This window comes from Kitasatospora cineracea (genome assembly GCF_003751605.1).
In the GTDB taxonomy this organism is placed as follows: domain Bacteria; phylum Actinomycetota; class Actinomycetes; order Streptomycetales; family Streptomycetaceae; genus Kitasatospora; species Kitasatospora cineracea.
Map to the genome: position 1 here is coordinate 4,443,667 of NZ_RJVJ01000001.1, position 18,897 is coordinate 4,462,563.

Here is an 18,897-nt window from a genome sequence, read left to right on the forward strand (position 1 = left end):
CCCGACGCCCGCGCCCCCGCCCCGGGCCCGACTCCGCACGCTGGTCCGCGTGTTCGCCACCGTTCTGCTGGTCCTCGGCACCGTGACCGGCACCGGAGGACTCGCCGGCACCGCGCAGGCCGCCACCAGCGGCCCCTGCGACCTCTACGCGGCGGGCGGCACGCCCTGCGTCGCCGCGCACTCCACCACCCGCGCGCTCTACGCGGCGTACGGCGGAGCGCTCTACCAGGTCCGCCGGGCCTCGGACGGCAGGACGCAGAACATCGCCCCCGTCACCGCCGGGGGCGTCGCCGACGCGGCCGCCCAGGACGCCTTCTGCGCCGGCACCTCGTGCGTGGTCACGATCGTCTTCGACCAGTCCGGGCACGGGAACGACCTCGCCTACCAGGGCCCCGGCGGCGCCGGGGGCAGCGACACCCCGGCCAACGCCACCAGCGAGGCCCTCGCCCTCGGCGGGGCCAAGGCGTACTCGCTCTACATCAACCCCGGCAACAGCTACTGGCACGACGGCTCCTCCTCCGGGATGCCGCGGGGCAGCGCCCCCCAGGGCGCGTACATGGTGACCAGCGGGACGCACGTCAACGGCGGCTGCTGCTTCGACTACGGGAACAGCGAGACCGACCGCAGGGCGGACGGCGCCGGAGCCATGAACGCCATCTACTTCGGCACGAGTTGCTGGTTCGGCGGCTGCTCCGGGACCGGCCCGTGGGTGCAGGCCGACCTCGAGTACGGCCTGTACTCCGGCGGCAGCCAGTCCTGGAACCAGAACCAGCGGGCCTTCACCAGCCGCTACGTCACCGCGATGCTGAAGAACAACGGCACCACCCGCTTCGCCCTGAAGGGAGGCGACGCCCAGTCCGGCGGGCTCACCACGCTCTGGAACGGCGCGCTCCCGCCCGGCTACAGCCCGATGAAGCAGCAGGGCGCCATCATCCTCGGCAGCGGCGGCGACTGCTGCAACGGCAACACCAACCAGAGCCTGGGGACCTTCTACGAGGGCGCCGTCGTCAGCGGCTACCCGTCCGACGCCACGGACGACGCCGTCCAGGCCAACATCGCCGCGGCCGCCTACAGCACCGGCACCGGCAGCACCACCGGGCCGCTGCACGCCGTCGGCGCCGGAAAGTGCCTGGACGTCCCGGGCTCCAGCACCACCGGCGGCACCCAGACCCAGATCTACTCCTGCTCCGGCGGGGCGAACCAGACCTGGACCGCCACGCCCTCCGGCCAGCTGACGGTGTACTCCGGCAGCAGCCGACTGTGCCTCGACGCCGACGCCAAGGGCACCGCCAACGGCACCAAGGCGATCGTCTGGCCGTGCAACGGGCAGCCCAACCAGCAGTGGGTCCGCAACGCCAACGGCACCGTCACCGGCGTCCAGTCGGGGCTCTGCCTGGACGTCGGCGGAGCGTCGACGGCGAACGGCGCCGCCGTCCAGCTGTGGACCTGCAGCGGGCAGAGCAACCAGCAGTGGAAGCTCGGCTGAGCCCTTGACGGCCGACCGGCCCCCGCCCGGGACCACCCCGGGCGGGGGCCGCGGCCGACGGCGGGCCGGCGGACCGCCCGGCTCCTGCGGCGGTCCGCCCCGTGATCCCGCGCCTCGACCGCCTCCACGCGGGCCGCCCCGTGATCCCCCGCCTCGACCGCCTCCACGCGGGCCGCCCGGTCGCCGCGGACGGGGAACGGGCGGTGACGGACCTGCCACGCGTAGACCTCCGCCCGCGTGGACCGCGTGCCGTCCGTGACGAGGACCCGCGGGAGGGGCGCCGGGCCCGCGAGGTGGGGTCCGAGAACCCCGGGCGCCGCCGAGCGGCCGGTTCCGACGGTTCGGCCGGCCGTCGTTCGGGTCAGCCGGCCAGCTGCTGCAGCCATTCGCGCAGCAGGGCGGTCTCCGTGGCGCGCAGGGGGAGGCCGGGGTTCGCGGCCGACGGGGCGGTGGTGAGCGCGGCGTCGAGGGCGAGCGCGCGGGAGGCCAGGTCCGGGGCGGTGGGGGCGGGGGAGTCGGTGGTGACGGAGGCGAGGACGGTGTCGCGCAGGCGGGCGGAGACGGTCAGGTCCCGTTGCGTGGGCTCCTCGCCGATCAGGGCCAGGGTGGCCCCGGTCGTCGCCGCGTGGATGACCCGGGTGGCCGGGGCCACCGGGATCCGCAGGCGGCCGGCGTCGGCCGCGCGGTCCAGCAGGGACACCAGCAGGGCGTGCGCCTCGTCCGCGGCCGGGGGGCGCCGGCCGGGCCGCACGGTGCCGTACATGAGCACGTAGAACGCGGGGTGGCGCAGGCCGAAGTCGACGTGCAGGTCCCAGCCGCGGTGGAGGTCGGCCACCGGGTCGTCGTCGGGGGCCAGCGCCAGGGCCTCCCGCTTCTCGGCCAGGTACGTCTCGAACCCGTAGGCGGCCAGTTCGGACAGCAGCCCGTCCTTGTCGTCGAACAGCCGGTACAGCGCCGGGGCGGTGATGCCCGCGGCCGCGGCGACGGCGCGGGTGGAGACCGCCTCGCTGCCGCCCTCCTCCAGGAGTCCGGCGGCCACCTGCAGCACCTGGCGCCGCGCGGCGCGTCGTTCCTCGCTCATGGAACGACGATATCGCATCTTGCGTATCGGCGTCTTAACGGTGTTACTGTTCTAGCCGGAACAGTGATCCGGGCCGATCTCGGCCATCGGCACGTCCACCGGCACGTCCACCGAACAGGCCGCCCTCGCGGCAGGAGAGGCACACCCATGTCCGACATCTCGATCGTCATCGCGTCGTACTCCGGCTACGGCCACACCGCGCAGATCGCCACGGCCGTGGCCGACGGCGCACGCTCCCTCGCCGGGACGCGGGTCCACCGGGTGGACGTCGGCTCCCTCGGCGACGCCGACTGGGAGCTGCTGGACGCCGCGGACGCCATCGTCTTCGGCACCCCCACCTACATGGGCACCGCCTCCGGGGCCTTCCACGCCTTCGCCGAGGCCACCAGCAAGCGCTGGAGCGACCGCGCCTGGAGCGACAAGCTCGCCGCGGGATTCACCAACTCCGGCTCCATGAGCGGCGACAAGCTGCACACCCTGCAGTACCTCTCGCTGCTGGCCGCCCAGCACGGCATGCTCTGGGTGAGCCTGAACCTCCTGCCGGGCTGGAACACCACCACCTCCGACCCCGAGGACGACAACCGCCTGGGCTTCTACCTCGGCGCCGGCGCGCAGAGCTTCAACGACACCCCCGCCGTCCACGACGCGGACCTGCGCACCGCCCGCCACCTCGGCCGGCGCGTCGCCGAGCAGACCCGCATCCACCGGGCCGGCCTGGCCGCCGCGGCCCGCTGACGCCGCGACGCGCTGACGCCGCGACGCGCTGACACCGCCGCCAGCTGACGCCGCGGCCCGCCCGCAACCCACCCACTCACCACCACACACCCTCCGGTGCCGCCCCGCCGCGCCCCCGCCGCCCCCGGCGGGCGGCCGGCGGCGGGGCGGCGCCGGTCCTCCCGAGGAGTTCCCCATGCAGCACCGGACACTGGGAAACCAGGGCCTGGAGGTCTCGGCGATCGGCTACGGCGCGATGGGCCTGACGATGGCCTACGGGCCCACCGACGAAGGGACCGCCCTCGCCGCCCTGCGCCGCGCCCACGACCTGGGCGTCACCCTCTTCGACACCGCCGAGATGTACGGCGGGGGCACCGGGGCCAACGAGGCCCTGGTCGGCCGGGCGGTCAAGGGCTTCCGCGAGGACGTGGTCCTGGCGACCAAGTTCGGCGTCGACATGTCGGTGCCCGCGGAGCGGATCGGCCGGGCCCTCGACAGCAGGCCCGACACCATCCGCCGGGCCGCCGACACCAGCCTGCGCCACCTCGGCGTCGACCACATCGACGTCCTCTACCAGCACCGCGTCGACCCCGCGGTGCCCGTCGAGGAAGTCGCGGGCACCGTCAAGGAGTTGATCGACGCGGGCAAGGTGAGGTACTTCGGCCTCAGCGAGGCCGGACCCGAGACGCTCCGCCGGGCGCACGCCGTGCAGCCGGTCTCCGTCCTGCAGACCGAGTACTCCCTGTTCGAACGGGACGTCGAGCAACTCCTCCCCGTCCTGGACGAGTTGGGCATCGGCCTGGTCGCCTACTCCCCGCTCGGCCGCGGGTTCATCACCGGCACCGCCGCACCCGCCGGCCGGTACCCGGCCGGCGACCTGCGCAACACCGACCCGCGCTGGCAGCCGGGCAACTTCGAGCGCAACGCCGAGGCCGTCTGCCGGCTCGCCGCACTCGCGGCGGCCAAAGGCGCCACCGTCGCCCAACTGGCCCTGGCCTGGCTCCTGTCCCGCGGCGAGCACCTCGTGCCGATCCCCGGCACCCGCGACCCGCGGCGCCTCGAGGAGAACGTCGAAGGCGCCGACCTCGTCCTCACCGGCGCCGACCTGGCGGCCGTCGACGAGATCCTGCCCCGGGGCGGCTTCGGCGCCCGCTACGCCGAAGGGCACCTGCCGACCTGGATCTGAGCCCGGCGGGGGACCAGCGGCCGCCGCTCCGGCCGCGGGAGCCCCCGGACCCCGCCGAGCCGTCGACCCGCCGGTCCGCAACTGCCGCTGTCGCCTGACACGGAGGCGTGCGGTGCGGGAAGATGACGGACCGGCAGGAAGCGAAGGGGAGCACAGTGACCGATCCGTCCGAAACCATGGTGGGGCTGGCCGATGCGATCGAGGCGCTCCGGACGGAGCTGCTGAAGGCCTGGGGCGGCGGCGGGGTGCGCCCGCTGCGGTTCAAGCCGGCGCCGGTCGAGCTCACGGTGCAGGTGGCCGTCACGGACGCGAAGAAGGGGACGGCGGGGGTCAAGTGGTGGGTGGTCCAGGCCGGGGGAGAGCTGTCGCGGCAGTCCGTGGCCACCCAGACCCTCAAGCTGGTGCTCGAACCGGTCGCCTTCACACCGGACGGGCAGCAGACCGAGTTCTTCATCTCGGACACCGACTCGGACGCGGACTCGGACGCCGACGGCGGCGGTGACGGGCCGCCGGCCGGGCGGGAGCAGGCGCTGGGCGACCGTGAGTAGCGCGCCGGGCCATGTTCGAGACTGACCGGGTCGTCCTGCTCCGCTACGACGTCGACGGCGAGCCCCAGGTGGGGACCGGCCTGCGGGTGGGCGGGGAGACCGTCCTGACGGCGGACCACTGCGCGGGCGGGAGCAACCTGCGCGCCGTCCGGGACGGGCGCGAGTTCCCGGCCCAGGTGGTGGTCCGCACGCACCGCAGCGACGTGGACCTGGCCGTGCTGCGGGCGCCGGGCATCGGCGCCAAGGAGCCGATGGGGTTCGCCCGGGTCGACCGGAGCGTCGCCGGGTCGGTCCGCGACTGCCAGGCGGTCGGCTTCCCGCGCTGGAAGCGGGACGCGCGCAACGGGCGCACCACGGCCCAGCCGTGCGGCTGGGTCCCGACCGCGGAGGGCATCGCGGTGGGCGGGCCGGGCGGCGCCCCGGTCGGCCTGCTGTCGTTCAAGATGTCCGGGCCCGAGATCCCGCTGCACCCCACCTCGGTGGGGACCCTCGGCGCGGGCAGCCCGTGGGGCGGCATGTCGGGCGCCGCCGTGGTCGGCTCCGGTCTGGTCATCGGCGTGGTGCGCAGCCACAACCTGTCCGAGGGCACCGGCTCGCTGACCCTGACCCCGGTGGACGCCATCGACCACCTGGCACCGGACACCAGGGACCGGATGTGGGCGGCCCTGGGCGTCCCGGACCCCGCCGCGCTCCCCGTCCTCCCCGGCCCGGCCGGCGGCCCCCCGGCACCCGCCGCACCCGCCGCCGTGGCACCCGCCGCCGCGCCCGCCGCCGCCCGCTCCCGGGCCGGCGTGGTGCGGGACCTGACGGTCAAGTGGGTGCAGAGCGGCCCCCCGGTGGCCGTGCTGCAGGGGTTCTCCGGCGTCGGCAAGACCCGGGCCGCGCTGAAGATCAAGGACGCCCACCCCCGGCGCAGCTTCATCGACGTGGAACTCTCGGCGGGCGTCCACACCCTCGAGCAGCTCCTGATCCTGGTCGGCGGGGCGTTCGCCGAAGCCGGGAAGGTCGGCGTGCTGCTCGGCACCGACCCGGTGCGGGACATCGCGGACAGCCTCAGGGACGGGACGGTCCTGCTCCTCGACGACTTCCACCGCTGCTTCGTCGACGGCTCCGGCGCGCCCGCGCCCGAGGTCCAGCACCTGGTCAACGCGGTGGCGCGGCGGATCCACGGCACCGGCGGGCGGATCCTCCTGGTCGCGGACCAGGCCGCGGCCTTCCCGTGGATCACGGACGGCGACATCCACACCCTCCCCGGCATGAGCGAGGGCGAGGGCGTGAACTTCCTCGCCGAGACCCTGCGGCGCACGGGCGTGCCGAACGACCTCCCGCCCGACCGGACCGCCGAGATCGTCGGCTGGCTCGGCGGGAACCCGCGCGCCCTGCAGATCCTCGCGGGCTGCCTGCAGTCCGACAGCCTGGAGGACCTGATCGGACTCTCCCCCAAGGCGTGGGAACTCCAGGACCGCAACGTCTCCGAACCCTTCGCCCAGAGCCTCGAACGGGCCTTCCTGGACCGGTTCATCGGCCGCCTGGACGACACCTCGGCCACACTCCTGCGTCGCGCCTCGGTGCACCGGACCTCCTTCACCAACGACGCGCTCAAGGTGTCGCTCTGGGACGCCCCGGGACAGTTCGACGCGGCGAAGCGGAAACTGACCTCGAGCTTCCTGGTCGAGAAGCGCAACGAGAAGCACTTCTCGATGAACCCGATCGCCAAGGAGATCTCGCTCCGGGCCCTCTCGGCCCACCGCGGCGAACTGGCCCGCGCGCACGCGGCCGTCGGCAAGTTCCACGCCCGCCACTTCAAGGCGAAGCGGATGGGAACCCAGGGCAGCGACTTCCTGGAGGCCCGCTACCACCTCTTCGTCTCCGGCGAGACGGAGGAGCTGGCGGTCGTGGCCAAGGCCTACGCCCTCCACCTGGACCGCGTCTACGGCTACAAGACGAAGATCGAGGAGGACCCGCGGGAGCGCGACGAGCTCATCTCCCTGCTGAGCGCCGCACTCGACGAGGCGAGCCCCTCCTGGCGGCTCCACCTCCACCTCGCCCTCCTGCTCGAGGCCCGGGCCCGGCCCGACGACCTGCCGGCCGCACTCGAACAGGTCGTCTGCGCGACCGCGTCCCCCAACGCCTCCAAGCGCGCCTGGGCGATGCGGATACGCCTGACCGACCAGCTCCGCGGCACCGACGCCGCCGTCGACGTGGCCGTCGAGGCCGACGACCGGCTGACGGCCGACACCTCGAACCCGATCGAGATCCACCTCCTGCACGCCGAACTGCTGGCCCGCGACCCGTCCCGCCTCGACGAGGCCGTGCAGCTGCTCAAGGCCGCCATCGCCCGCTCGGCCAAGCCCTCCCCGCTCGCGCCGCTCTACCAGGCCGCCGCCGAGCTGCTGGGCCGGGACGAGGCCCGGGTGGGGGAGGCCGTCGAGCTGCTGCGGGAGGGGATCGGGAAGGTCCCGGTCCAGGGCAACCTGTTCTCGCTGTACCAGGCCGCCGCCGAGCTGCTGGCGCGGGACGAGAGCCGGGTGGGCGAGGCGGTCGAACTGCTCCGGGAGGGCATCGGGAGGATCCCCGCCCAGGGCAACCTGTTCTCGCTGTACCAGGCGGCCGCGATGCTGCTGGGCCGGAACGGGGACCGGGTGGAGGAGGCCGTCGAGCTGCTCCGCGAAGGGATCGAGAAGGTCCCCGCCCAGTTCGGCCTGTTCTCGCTGTACCAGGCCGCGGCCGGGCTGCTGGCGCGGGACGAGGCCCGGGTGGGAGAGGCCGTCGAGCTGCTGCGGGAGGGCATCGCCAGGGTCCCGGTCCAGTTCGGCCTGTTCTCGCTGTACCAGGCCGCGGCCGGGCTGCTGGGCCGGGACGAGGCCCGGGTGGGAGAGGCCGTCGAGCTGCTGCGGGAGGGCATCGGGAGGATCCCCGCCCAGTACAGCCTCTTCTCGCTGTACCAGGCCGCCGCCGAGCTGCTGGCGCGGGACGAGGCCCGGGTGGGAGAGGCCGTCGAACTGCTGCGGGAGGGCATCGGGAAGGTCCCGGTCCAGGGCAACCTCTCCTCGCTCTACCAGGCCGCCGCCGAGCTGCTGGCGCGGGACGAGGCGCGGGTGGCGGAGGCCGTCGAGCTGCTGCGGGAGGGCATCGGGAGGATCCCCGCCCAGTACAGCCTGTACTCGCTGTACCAGTCGGCGGCCGAGCTGCTGGCGCGGGACGAGAGCCGGGTGGGCGAGGCCGTCGAGCTGCTCCGCGAGGGGATCGGGAGGATCCCGGTCCAGTTCAGCCTGTTCTCGCTGTACCAGGTGGCGGCGGAGCTGCTGGGCCGGGACGAGGGCCGGGTGGACGAGGCGGTCGAGCTGCTCCGCGAAGGCATCACCAGGGTTCCGGTGCAGGGCAACCTGTTCTCGCTGTACCAGGTGGCGGCGGAGCTGCTGGGCCGGGACGAGGCGCGGGTGGACGAGGCCGTCGAGCTGCTGCGGGAGGGCATCGAGAAGGTTCCCGCCCAGTACAGCCTGTTCTCGCTGTACCAGGCCGCCGCCGAACTGCTGGGCCGCGACCGGGAACGGGTGGAGGAGGCCGTCGAGCTGCTCCGCGAGGGCATCGGGAAGATCCCCGCCCAGTTCAGCCTGTTCTCGCTCTACCAGACCTGGGCGATCATCCTCGCGGCCTGCGGGGAGGAGCCGGCGGCCGTGGAGGTGCTGCTCGACGGGGTGTCCCACATCGGCTACCGGCAGGGCGCCTACCGGCTCGCCGAGGGCGCCGCGTTCGTGTCCGCCGGGATCGACGACGACTCGTCCGTGGACCGGCTGCGGCAGACGCTGGCCGAGGGCGGGTACGACCGGCAGGTGCTGCTCATCGACCTGATCTCCGCGGAGAAGCAGGGCGACTGGGAGGAGGCGCTGCGGATCGCCCGGTCGGGGCAGGAACTGTACGGGACGACCGCCCCGTTCCTGAGCCAGGAGGTCATCTCGCTGGTGGCGCTGGGGCGGACCGCGGACGCGGTGTCCCGGGTCCGGGCGATGGGCCACACCCGGTCCGAGGACTCCGTCCGGTGGCTCCGCGGGTTCGTCCACGCCTGCGGCGGGGACGTCGAGGCGTGCCGCGCGGACATGCAGCCCTGGACCGCCGGATCGGACCTGGACCTGGCCGCGGACCCGGTGGCCTTCTGCGTCGGCGTCTGGGACGACAGCCGTGGGACGTTCGGCAGCAGCCTGCGGTTCCACTTCCCCTTCCTGCCCCACGTGACCTGACCGCCCCAGGTGCCTCGCCTGCCCACCTGACCCGTCTGCCCCGTTTGACCGGTCTGCCCCGCTTGACCCGCCTGCCTCGCGTGACCCGTTGACCGAACGCTCCGCCGCACCCGCCCGTCGGGGCACTAGGCTCGGGGCATGTCGAATTCTGACGGGCTGCTCGTCGACATCGCCTTGATGGTGGAGTCCGAGCACAGCAACCAGATGTCCGTGACAGTGGTCGTCCCCGGTGCGGTGATCACCGGCAGGCTCGCCCCGGTGGCCCTGTGGTGGGAACGGGTGGCGGACGTCCTGCAATCCTCCGACCACCTGAAACCGTTCGCCTCCCTGTTCGCCCCGCCGCCCGGCGGCGCCCCGACCCCGCCCACCCACCTCCACCTGCACCGGGCGCGCATCCTGCAGGGCGACTTCGGCCTGCCGCACACCGGGGGCATGTACCGGATCGCCATCGAGGACATCAGCGCCTGGTCCGTCGGCGACCTCAGCTACTCCGACGGCTGACCGGCCCCCGGCGGGCCGGGTGTTGAATGGGGCCCATGGATTCCATGGGCCCCACGGCGGAGAACGCGCGCACGGCGAGCCGGACGGCGGTGCTGGTCTGCCAGGGCCGGGCCGCCGCGGACGGCCGGGCCGGCGGCGGACGGTTCGCCGACCCGGTGGCCGGACGGCTGCTGCGGGCCGACGAACGGGCCGTGGTCGACCAGGTGCGGGCGGGGACGCCCCCGCCGGGGTGGAAGGAACGCACCGGGTACGAGGGCGTCCGGGCCTGCGCCGAGATCGCGGTGCCCCGGACGGTGGCGATCGACGAGGCACTGCGGGCCCACGCGAACGGCCAACTCGTCGTCCTCGGTGCCGGGTTGGACACCCGCGCCTGGCGGCTCGCCGCCCTCGCCGACACCGACGTGTGGGAGGTCGACCACCCCGCCTCGCAGCGGGACAAGCAGGACCGGCTGGCCGCCGCCGACCTCCGGCCGACGGCCCGCTCGGTCCGCTTCACCCCGGTCGACTTCGCCGTCGACGCCCTCGGCCCGGCCCTGGACGCCGCCGGGCACGACCCCGCCGCCCCCACCACCTGGCTGTGGGAGGGCGTCGTCCCCTACCTCACCCGCGAACAGGTCCGCTCCACCCTCGCCGCCCTCGCCGCCCGCACCGCGCCCGGCAGCGCACTCGTCCTCAACTACCAGGCCCCGTCGGCGAAAGCGGCCGCCGGACGGCTGCTCACCCGGCTGCTCGGCAACTCCGTCACCGCGGGCGAGCCCTGGCGCTCGCTGTGGCGGCCGGAACGGATCGCCGCCCTGCTCGCCGAGCACGGCCTGCGGACCGTCGCCGACCACGACCTGCTCACCCTCGCGCAGGACCTCGACACCCCGACCGGCAGCCGCGCCTCGCTCCGCTCCGGCCGGGTCGCCGTCGCCGAACACTCCTGAGCCGGCGGGCTGGTCGGCTTCCGTGTTTATCAACTCTCTTCACTGATTTGGTTTTTGGGCGTTCTTTACGCGCGTCCCCTTCTCCCCGGCGGGGTCGGCCGCAAGGCTGTCGGACTGACCCACCGCGGCGCGCGATCGGCGCGCCCGGTCTCCCGGGGAGGGACACCGCACCGTGCCCAACAGGCATCGACGTCAGCTGTTCATGTGCGCCGTCGCACTGACCGCGCTCGGTCTGACCACCGGTCAGGCCCTCGCGGCACCCGCTCCCGAGCCCCGCCCCCGGCAGGCGGGCCACCTGGCCGAGATCGGCCACCAGCACGCCCGGGAGGTCACCGCCGGCACGTTCGCGGCGAAGGCCGCCGACGAGGACGGGGGCGACGAGGCCGAGAACTCCGCCGAGTCCACCGAGCAGTTCACCGAGGCCCGCACCGCGCCCGGCGTCGTTGCACCCGGCGCGTACGGCGCCGCCTGGGCCCAACTGCAGTCGATGCCGCGCACCGCGGGCTCCTGGGACCACGTCACCGACAAGCCGTACAACAGCGACGACCCGCGCTACCGCGACGTCAACTCCAACTCCAGCGGCGGCTCCGGCAACGTCACCGGCCGGATCACCGGCATCGCCGCCGACGACGACGGCTACGTGTACGCGGGCGGCGCCAACGGCGGCGTCTTCCGCTCCCGCACCGGCGGCGGCCACTGGCAGTCGATCTCCGACAGGCTGCCCTCGCTGTCCACCGGCGCGCTCGGCCTCGACGGCGGCGGGCGGCTCTGGTACGCCACCGGCGAGTCCAACACCGGCGCGACCGCGTACGTCGGCACCGGCGTGTACCTGCTCGCCGACCCGAAGCACGGCGAGTTCACCCCCGGCACGCGGGTCGGCGGCGCCGAGCTGGAGTCCACCACGATCCACGCCCTGCGCTTCGCCGGGGACAAGGTGTGGGCGGCCACCAGCCGCGGCGTGTGGTCCCACTCCACCGCCGACCTCAGCGGGCCGTGGACGCTGGAGTTCGCGCCGAACCCGAGCTACCTGCCCGGCGGCGCCGACGCGAAGAACCCCAGCGCCCCGTACAAGAACATCGCCAACGACATCGCCGTCGACCCCGAGGACCCGTCCAAGGTCCTGCTCGCGGTCGGCTGGCGCAGCGGCGACACCTACAACGGCTTCTACGCCAAGGCCGCGGACGGCAGCTGGCAGCGCGTCGCCTCGCTCGGCGACCTGCCCACTGGCGCCGGGGACGTCGGGAACGTCACCTTCGCCCGGTCCGAGGACGGCTCGCGCTACTACGCGGTCGACCAGTCGCCCACCAAACTGGCCACCGACCCGGACAGCGGCCTGCAGGGCGTCTACGTCTCCAAGTCCGGCTCCCCGTTCGGCCCGTGGACGCTGATCGCCGACAAGGACAAGCTCAAGGGCTCCGGCTCGGCCCTCCAGGACGACGGTTACCAGCCCGGCATCCAGTCCTGGTACAACCAGTTCCTCCAGGTCGACCCGAACGACGCCGACCACGTCTACCTGGGCCTGGAAGAGGTCTTCGAGACCGGCGACGGCGGCGCCGTCTGGCACACCCCCGGCCCGTACTGGAACTTCGGCTTCCCGTGCTGGTCGATCGACCCGGCCGAGCAGACCGGCGACTGCTCGCCCACCACGCACTCCGACCAGCACGCCGTCGCCGTCGGCAGCTACCACGGCCGCAGCAGCGTCTACGTCGGCAACGACGGCGGCATCTACAGCCGCCCGGTCGACGGCACGCTGGACTCCGGCGGCCACGCCGCGGACTGGAAGTCCCTCAACGACGGCACCATCGACACCCTGCAGTACTACTCGGTCGGCGTCGGCGCCGACCCCGCCGGCCACGGCGTGATCGTCAGCGGCGGCCTCCAGGACAACGGCGAGTCCGTCCTGCGCGCCCGCGACAAGGTGATGGGCTCCGACTTCGGCGGCGACGGCGCGGACACCATCGTCGACCCGGCCGACGGCTGCAACATCGCCGAGGAGTACGTCTACCTCGACATGTGGGTGACCAACAACTGCGCCGTCAACGACGGCTCCTGGTCCACCGACCCGGCCAAGGCCACCTCCTACGAGGTCGCCCCGCCCGACAAGGCGGCCGCCGCCGCCCGCTTCATCGCGCCGATCACCTCCGACGCGAAGAACCCCGCCACCTGGGTCGCCGGCGGCCAGCACGTCTGGGTGCAGAACAAGGGCTTCGCGATCCGCAGCGGCAGCGAGTGGACCAGCGCCTTCGACCTGGGCGCCGGCCACGTCGCCACCGCCGTCGCCTCCTCCGGCGGCACCGTCTACGCCGGCTGGTGCGGCCCCTGCAACAACCAGGGCTTCACCCGCGGCATCGCCACCGGCAACGCCGACGGCACCGGCTGGCACCAGCTGAACCTGCCCGTCGACGGCACCCTGCCCAACCGCTACATCTCCTCCTTCGCCGTCGACCCGGCCGACGCCCAGCATGTCCTGGTCTCCTTCTCCGGCTTCTCCCGGACCTGGACCGAGGGCCCCGGCGCGGGCATCGGCCACGTCTTCGAGAGCCGCGACGGCGGCGCCACCTGGAAGGACGTCTCCGCCAACCTGCCCGACGTCCCCGCCGACACGCTGCTCCTGCTGCCGGACGGCGGCCTCGCCCTGGGCACAGACCTGGCGGCGTTCCACCGCGCTCCGGGCGCCGCGGACTGGAAGGTCCTCGGCACCGGCCTGCCCACCACCACGGTGATGCAGCTGAAGACCGGCCCGGACGGCAAGCTCTACGCCGCCACCCACGGCCGCGGCATCTGGTCCTTCGACCCGCGCCGCCTCGGCGGTGTCCACCACCGGGACGGGCAGGACGACTGACCCCCCGTCACCGACCGGTGCCCGGCCCGCCACCTGCGCGGGCCGGGCACCGGCGTTCCGGCGGGGAGGCGGCGGGGCGGCGGGGCGTCAGACGTGGACGCCCGGCTCCTCGGCGAGGGGCTGCGGCTCGGCCGGGGCGGCGGCGTCGCCGCGGCGGGTGAGGCGGGCGGCGATCGGCTCGGTCCAGCGGGCCGCGAGCGGGCCGATGACGACCAGCAGCAGCACGTACGCGGTGGCGAGCGGGCCCAGCGACGGCTCGATGCCCGCGGTGACGGCCAGTCCGGCGATGACGATGGAGAACTCGCCGCGGGCGACCAGCGCGCCGCCCGCCCGCCAGCGGGCCTTGACGGCGATGCCGGCCCGGCGGGCCGCCCAGTAACCGGTGGCGATCTTGGTGAGGGCGGTGACCACGGCCAGCGCCAGGGCGGGCAGCAGCACCGGCGGGATGCTGGCGGGGTTGGTGTTGAGGCCGAAGAAGACGAAGAAGACGGCCGCGAACAGGTCGCGCAGCGGGCTGAGCAGGGTGTGCGCGCCCTCGGCGGCCTCACCGGACAGCGCGATGCCGACCAGGAACGCGCCGACGGCCGCCGAGACCTGGAGCTGTTGGGCGATGCCCGCCACCAGCAGGGTCAGGCCGAGCACCACCAGCAGCAGCTTCTCCGGGTCGTCGTGCGACACGAACCGGGAGATCAGCCGCCCGTAGCGGAGCGCGACGAACAGCACCGCACCGGCGGTGGCCAGCGCGACGGCCAGGGTGACGCTGCCGACCAGCAGCCCGGCCCCGGCCAGCAGGGCGGTCAGGATCGGCAGGTAGACGGCCATCGCCAGGTCCTCGAGCACCAGGATGCTGAGGATCACCGGGGTCTCCCGGTTGCCGAGCCGCCCCAGGTCGCCGAGCACCTTGGCGATCACGCCGGAGGAGGAGATCCAGGTGACACCGGCCAGCACGACCGCCGCGACCGGGCCCCAGCCGAGCAGCAGGGCCATCGCCGCGCCGGGCAGCGCGTTGAAGGCGAAGTCGACGATCCCGGCCGGGTACTGGCTCTTCAGGTTGGTGACCAGGTCGGCCGCGGTGTACTCGAGGCCGAGCATCAGCAGCAGCAGGACCACGCCGATCTCGGCGCCGGTGGCGACGAACTCCTCGCTGGTACTGAGCGGCAGCAGCCCGCCGTGCCCGAACGCGAGGCCGCCGAGCAGGTAGAGCGGGATGGGGGAGAGGCCGTAGCGGGCGCCTATCCGGCCGAGCAGCCCCAGGGTGAGGATGATCGCGCCGAGCTCGATGAAGACGGTGGCGGTGTGCAAGCGTTCACCTTTTCTCTTTCGGGATGCTCCGGCCTGGCGGGCTGGAAGGAGTGGGTGCCTGGTTGGTGGCCGCGGGGCGGCGGGCCGGTTTTCGGCGGTTCCGGTGCGGGTGCAGGTCGTCGCCGGTGGCTCTGGGCGGGTTCGTCGGGTGCATCCACGGTCCTCGGTGCGCTCGGGTCGGACGGCCGGTCGGCGGGCCGTGCCGGTGCGGACGTTCGGGTGTGCTCGGGTCGGTGCGGCGGCGGCGCCGACGCGTCGGTGGGGGTGCGTCGGTGGTGGTGCGGCGGGCGGCCCGGGAGCCGCGGCAGGCCGGTGCCTCACTGGGGCGGGGCGGGCGGGGCCGGGCACAGCCGTGGCCGCCGGGCGGCTCGGAACGTCCCGGCCGCCGGGCGGCCGGGTGGAACGCGCGCGGGTGGAGTCCCGGACCGCGGGTGCGGCCGGGCCCCGGCGCCTCAGTGCGGGGCGGGGGTCACTCCCGGCCGAGGACGACGGCGGCGGCGTCGACGCCCTCGCGGGTGCCGATCAGGATCAGGGTGTCCCCGCCGGCCAGCCGGAAGTCCGGGGCGGGGGAGGGGACGGCGCCGGTGCGGCGCAGGACGGCGACGATGGAGACGCCGGTCTCGGTGCGCATCCGGGTGTCGCCGAGGGCGCGGCCGTTCCAGTACGAGGAGCCGGACAGCTCGATCCGTTCGGCGACCAGGCCGAGGCCGGAGGTGTGCAGCAGGTTGGGGCTGTGGTGGGTCGGGGTCAGGGCGTCGACGAGCGCGGCGGTCTCACCCTCCGTCAGGTGCAGCGAGTGGGCGCAGGCGTCCGGGTCCTCGCGGCGGTAGGTGTTGAGGGTGCGGGTGCCGTCGCGGTGGGCGATCACCGAGAGGTGCTGGTGCTCCCTGGTGGTCAGGTCGTACTGCACGCCGATGCCGGGCAGCGGGGTCGATTGCATGCGTGAGACGGGCACGGGGCATCCCTTCGGGCGCAGGACGTGGTTGGGTCGTCCCACCTTTTCAGAGGCGGGCCCGCGGCCGTAAGGGTCAACCAAAGGTAAAGACATTCCCAAGAGGGTGACCTTGCCCACGTCGGGTCGGCCGCCCCGCGGTCCCGGAGGTGCCCCCGGGGAGGCCGCCTGCGAGCTCCCGCGCGCCCATCTGGGAGAGCGCTCTCCCTGTCCGGTCCGGCGAAATCGAGATGTTGGCGCCAGGGTCTCGGCTTTTCTCTCGCCATGAACTAACCTGATGCGGCAGCGTTTCACCCAGGTGAAGCCGTGGTTTTCGTGCCGACCCCACAGAAGGCGCGATCCCTGACCCGGCCTGCCCTGGGACGCTGACCGGAGAGCGCTCTCCGTTTTTTTCCCTACCCCACCCACCGCTCACAGCAGGAGGAGCCATGCGGCTCGCCCCTCCCCCTTCCGGTGCCCCCCTGCGCCGGACGCCTGCCGTACTCGCCGCCGCGGCCCTGGTCGCGGGTGCCGTCATGACGATCCCGGGCACCGCGCAGGCCGCGGACTCGCTGATCTCCCAGGGCAAGGCGGTCACCGCCTCGTCCGCCGAGAACGCGGGCACCCCCGCCGCCGGCGCCGTCGACGGCGACCTCGGCACCCGCTGGTCCTCGGCCGCCTCCGACCAGCAGTGGCTGCAGGTCGACCTGGGCTCCGTCTCCACCATCAGCAAGGTGCAGCTGAACTGGGAGACCGCGTACGGCAAGGCGTACCAGATCCAGACGTCCAACGACGGGACCACCTGGACGACGATCTACTCCACCACCACCGGCGCCGGCGGCACCGAGGTGCTGAACGTCTCCGGCTCCGGCCGGTACGTGCGGATGAACGGCATCACCCGCGGCACCGGCTACGGCTACTCCCTCTGGGAGTTCCAGGTGTACGGCACCCTCGGCGGCACCCCCACCGGCACCCCGTCGGGCTCGACCTGCTCCACCGACAACGCCGCCCAGGGCAAGGCCGCCACCGCCTCCTCCACCGAGAACGGCGGCACCCCGGCCTCCTCCGCCGTGGACGGCAACACCGGCACCCGCTGGTCCTCGGCCGCCGCCGACCCGCAGTGGCTGCAGGTCGACCTCGGCTCCGTGCAGCAGCTGTGCAAGGTCGACCTCAAGTGGGAGGCCGCGTACGGCAAGGCGTACCAGATCCAGGCGTCCAGCGACGGCAGCACCTGGGCGACGATCTACTCCACCACCACCGGCGCCGGCGGCAACGAGACGCTCAACGTCTCCGGCTCCGGCCGCTACGTGCGGATGTACGGCACCCAGCGCGCCACCAACTACGGCTACTCGCTGTGGGAGATGGGCGTGCACACCGGCAGCGGCGGCTCCACCACCCCGCCGGTGCAGGGCGGCGGCGACCTCGGCCCGAACGTGCTGGTCTTCGACCCGTCCACGCCGAACATCCAGGCCACGGTCGACGCCGTCTTCAAGAAGCAGGAGTCGAACCAGTTCGGCAGCGACCGCTACGCGCTGCTGTTCAAGCCGGGCACGTACAACAACATCAACGCCCAGATCGGCTTCTACACCTCGATCGCGGGCCTGGGCCTGAACCCGGACGACACCACCTTCAACGGCGACGTCACCGTCGACGCGGGCTGGTTCAACGGCAACGCCACCCAGAACTTCTGGCGCTCCGCCGAGAACCTGCACCTCAAGCCGGTCAGCGGCACCGACCGCTGGGCCGTCTCGCAGGCCGCCCCGTTCCGCCGGATGCACGTCGAGGGCGGCCTCAACCTGGCCCCCGCCGGCTACGGCTGGGCCTCGGGCGGCTACATCGCCGACTCGAAGATCGACGGCCAGGTCGGCAACTACTCGCAGCAGCAGTGGTACACCCGCGACAGCTCCATCGGCGGGTTCTCCAACGGCGTGTGGAACCAGACCTTCTCCGGCGTCCAGGGCGCCCCCGCCCAGGGCTTCCCGAACCCGCCGTACACCACGCTCGACACCACCCCCGTCTCGCAGGAGAAGCCGTTCCTGTACCTGGACGGCAACGACTACAAGGTGTTCGTGCCCGCCAAGCGCACCAACGCCCGCGGCACCTCCTGGGGCAACGGCGCCCCGCAGGGCACCTCGCTGCCGCTCAGCCAGTTCTACGTGGTGAAGGACGGCGCGACCGCCGCGAGCATCAACCAGGCGCTCGCCCAGGGCCTCAACCTGCTCTTCACCCCCGGCGTCTACCACGTCGACCAGTCCATCAACATCACCCGCCCGGACACCGTGGTGCTCGGCCTCGGCCTCGCCACCGTCGTCCCGGACAACGGCGTGACCGCGATGAAGGTCGCCGACGTCGACGGCGTCAAGGTCTCCGGCCTGCTGCTGGACGCCGGCACCGTCAACTCCCAGGCCCTGCTCCAGGTCGGCAACGACACCCCGGGCGCGAACCACGCGGCCGACCCGATCGTCATCCAGGACGTCTTCGTCCGGGTCGGCGGCGCCGGCGCCGGCAAGACCACCAACGGCATGGTGATCAACAGCAACAACACCATCGTCGACCACACCTGGATCTGGCGCGCCGACCACGGCGCGGGCGTCGGCTGGGACACCAACCGCTCCGACTACGGCTTCGTCGTCGGCGGCAACGACGTCCTCGCCACCGGCCTGTTCGTCGAGCACTTCAACAAGTACGACGTGTGGTGGAAGGGCAACGGCGGCAAGACGATCTTCTTCCAGAACGAGATCGCCTACGACGCGCCCAACCAGGCCGCGATCCAGAACGGCAACACCAAGGGCTACGCCGCCTACAAGGTCGAGGACAACGTCACCACCCACGAGGGCTGGGGCCTGGGCAGCTACTGCTACTTCAACGTCGACCCGACCATCGTGATGGACCACGGCTTCGAGGTCCCGAACGCGCCCGGCGTCAAGCTGCACGACGTCCTGGTCAACTCGCTCGGCGGTAACGGCCAGTTCCTGCACGTGGTCAACAACACCGGCGCCGGGACCTCCGGCACCGGGACCGTCCCCTCCAACCTGGTCTCCTACCCGTAACCACCGGTAGCCGCGACCAGCGCTGAAACCGGCGGCCACCGCCCCCATGCCCGGGGCGGTGGCCGCCACCTCCGTGTGCGGGGCCCCTCACT

12 protein-coding genes are annotated in these 18,897 nt (G+C 73.4%); 9 read left to right on the forward strand and 3 right to left on the reverse strand.

Translation table 11 applies throughout. The annotated features are described in order from the left end of the window. Positions 1 to 49 precede the first annotated feature (49 nt). A complete protein-coding gene (locus EDD39_RS20215) occupies positions 50 to 1,486 on the forward strand; it encodes an arabinofuranosidase catalytic domain-containing protein (protein ID WP_244256835.1) in 1,437 nt (478 codons plus the stop codon). A 361-nt stretch (positions 1,487 to 1,847) separates the two neighbouring features. Here EDD39_RS20215 and EDD39_RS20220 read toward each other — a convergent pair whose 3' ends face one another. Further along, on the reverse strand, positions 1,848 to 2,567 hold the full coding sequence (locus EDD39_RS20220) for a TetR/AcrR family transcriptional regulator (protein WP_123557967.1): 720 nt from the start codon (positions 2,565 to 2,567) through the stop codon (positions 1,848 to 1,850). A gap of 147 nt (positions 2,568 to 2,714) precedes the next feature. Between EDD39_RS20220 and EDD39_RS20225 the strand changes: the two genes are divergently transcribed. From EDD39_RS20225 to EDD39_RS20250, 7 genes are all read left to right on the forward strand, one after another. Continuing rightward, positions 2,715 to 3,302: a flavodoxin family protein gene (locus EDD39_RS20225; RefSeq protein ID WP_123557969.1), complete on the forward strand. Its 588-nt coding sequence runs from the start codon at positions 2,715 to 2,717 to the stop codon at positions 3,300 to 3,302. A gap of 175 nt (positions 3,303 to 3,477) precedes the next feature. Then, entirely contained in the window at positions 3,478 to 4,467 is a 990-nt protein-coding gene (locus tag EDD39_RS20230; RefSeq protein ID WP_123557971.1) for an aldo/keto reductase, read from the forward strand. Between the two features lie 155 nt (positions 4,468 to 4,622). Further along, complete coding sequence (locus EDD39_RS20235; RefSeq protein WP_123557973.1) at positions 4,623 to 5,015, forward strand: trypco2 family protein; 393 nt, start codon at positions 4,623 to 4,625, stop codon at positions 5,013 to 5,015. A gap of 11 nt (positions 5,016 to 5,026) precedes the next feature. Further along, positions 5,027 to 9,253 (forward strand): hypothetical protein, encoded by a 4,227-nt coding sequence (locus EDD39_RS39680; RefSeq protein WP_162870069.1) that lies wholly within the window; start codon positions 5,027 to 5,029, stop codon positions 9,251 to 9,253. Positions 9,254 to 9,391: 138 nt separating this feature from the next. Next, a complete protein-coding gene (locus EDD39_RS20240; RefSeq protein ID WP_123557975.1) occupies positions 9,392 to 9,754 on the forward strand; it encodes a hypothetical protein in 363 nt (120 codons plus the stop codon). A gap of 35 nt (positions 9,755 to 9,789) precedes the next feature. Next, entirely contained in the window at positions 9,790 to 10,680 is an 891-nt protein-coding gene (locus tag EDD39_RS20245) for a class I SAM-dependent methyltransferase (protein ID WP_244256836.1), read from the forward strand. A 202-nt stretch (positions 10,681 to 10,882) separates the two neighbouring features. After that, positions 10,883 to 13,522 carry a glycosyl hydrolase gene (locus EDD39_RS20250; protein WP_123557979.1) on the forward strand — a complete coding sequence of 880 codons (2,640 nt, stop codon included), beginning with the start codon at positions 10,883 to 10,885 and terminating at the stop codon, positions 13,520 to 13,522. Positions 13,523 to 13,609: 87 nt separating this feature from the next. Here EDD39_RS20250 and EDD39_RS20255 read toward each other — a convergent pair whose 3' ends face one another. After that, the gene (locus tag EDD39_RS20255; protein ID WP_123557980.1) at positions 13,610 to 14,824 is read right to left on the reverse strand and encodes a cation:proton antiporter; all 1,215 of its coding nucleotides are present in this window, start codon (positions 14,822 to 14,824) and stop codon (positions 13,610 to 13,612) included. Between the two features lie 469 nt (positions 14,825 to 15,293). Further along, positions 15,294 to 15,764 carry a cation:proton antiporter regulatory subunit gene (locus EDD39_RS20260; protein ID WP_030461106.1) on the reverse strand — a complete coding sequence of 157 codons (471 nt, stop codon included), beginning with the start codon at positions 15,762 to 15,764 and terminating at the stop codon, positions 15,294 to 15,296. Positions 15,765 to 16,291: 527 nt separating this feature from the next. Here EDD39_RS20260 and EDD39_RS20265 point away from each other — a divergent pair. Then, entirely contained in the window at positions 16,292 to 18,805 is a 2,514-nt protein-coding gene (locus EDD39_RS20265) for a discoidin domain-containing protein (RefSeq protein WP_162870070.1), read from the forward strand. The last annotated feature ends 92 nt before the right edge of the window (positions 18,806 to 18,897 follow it).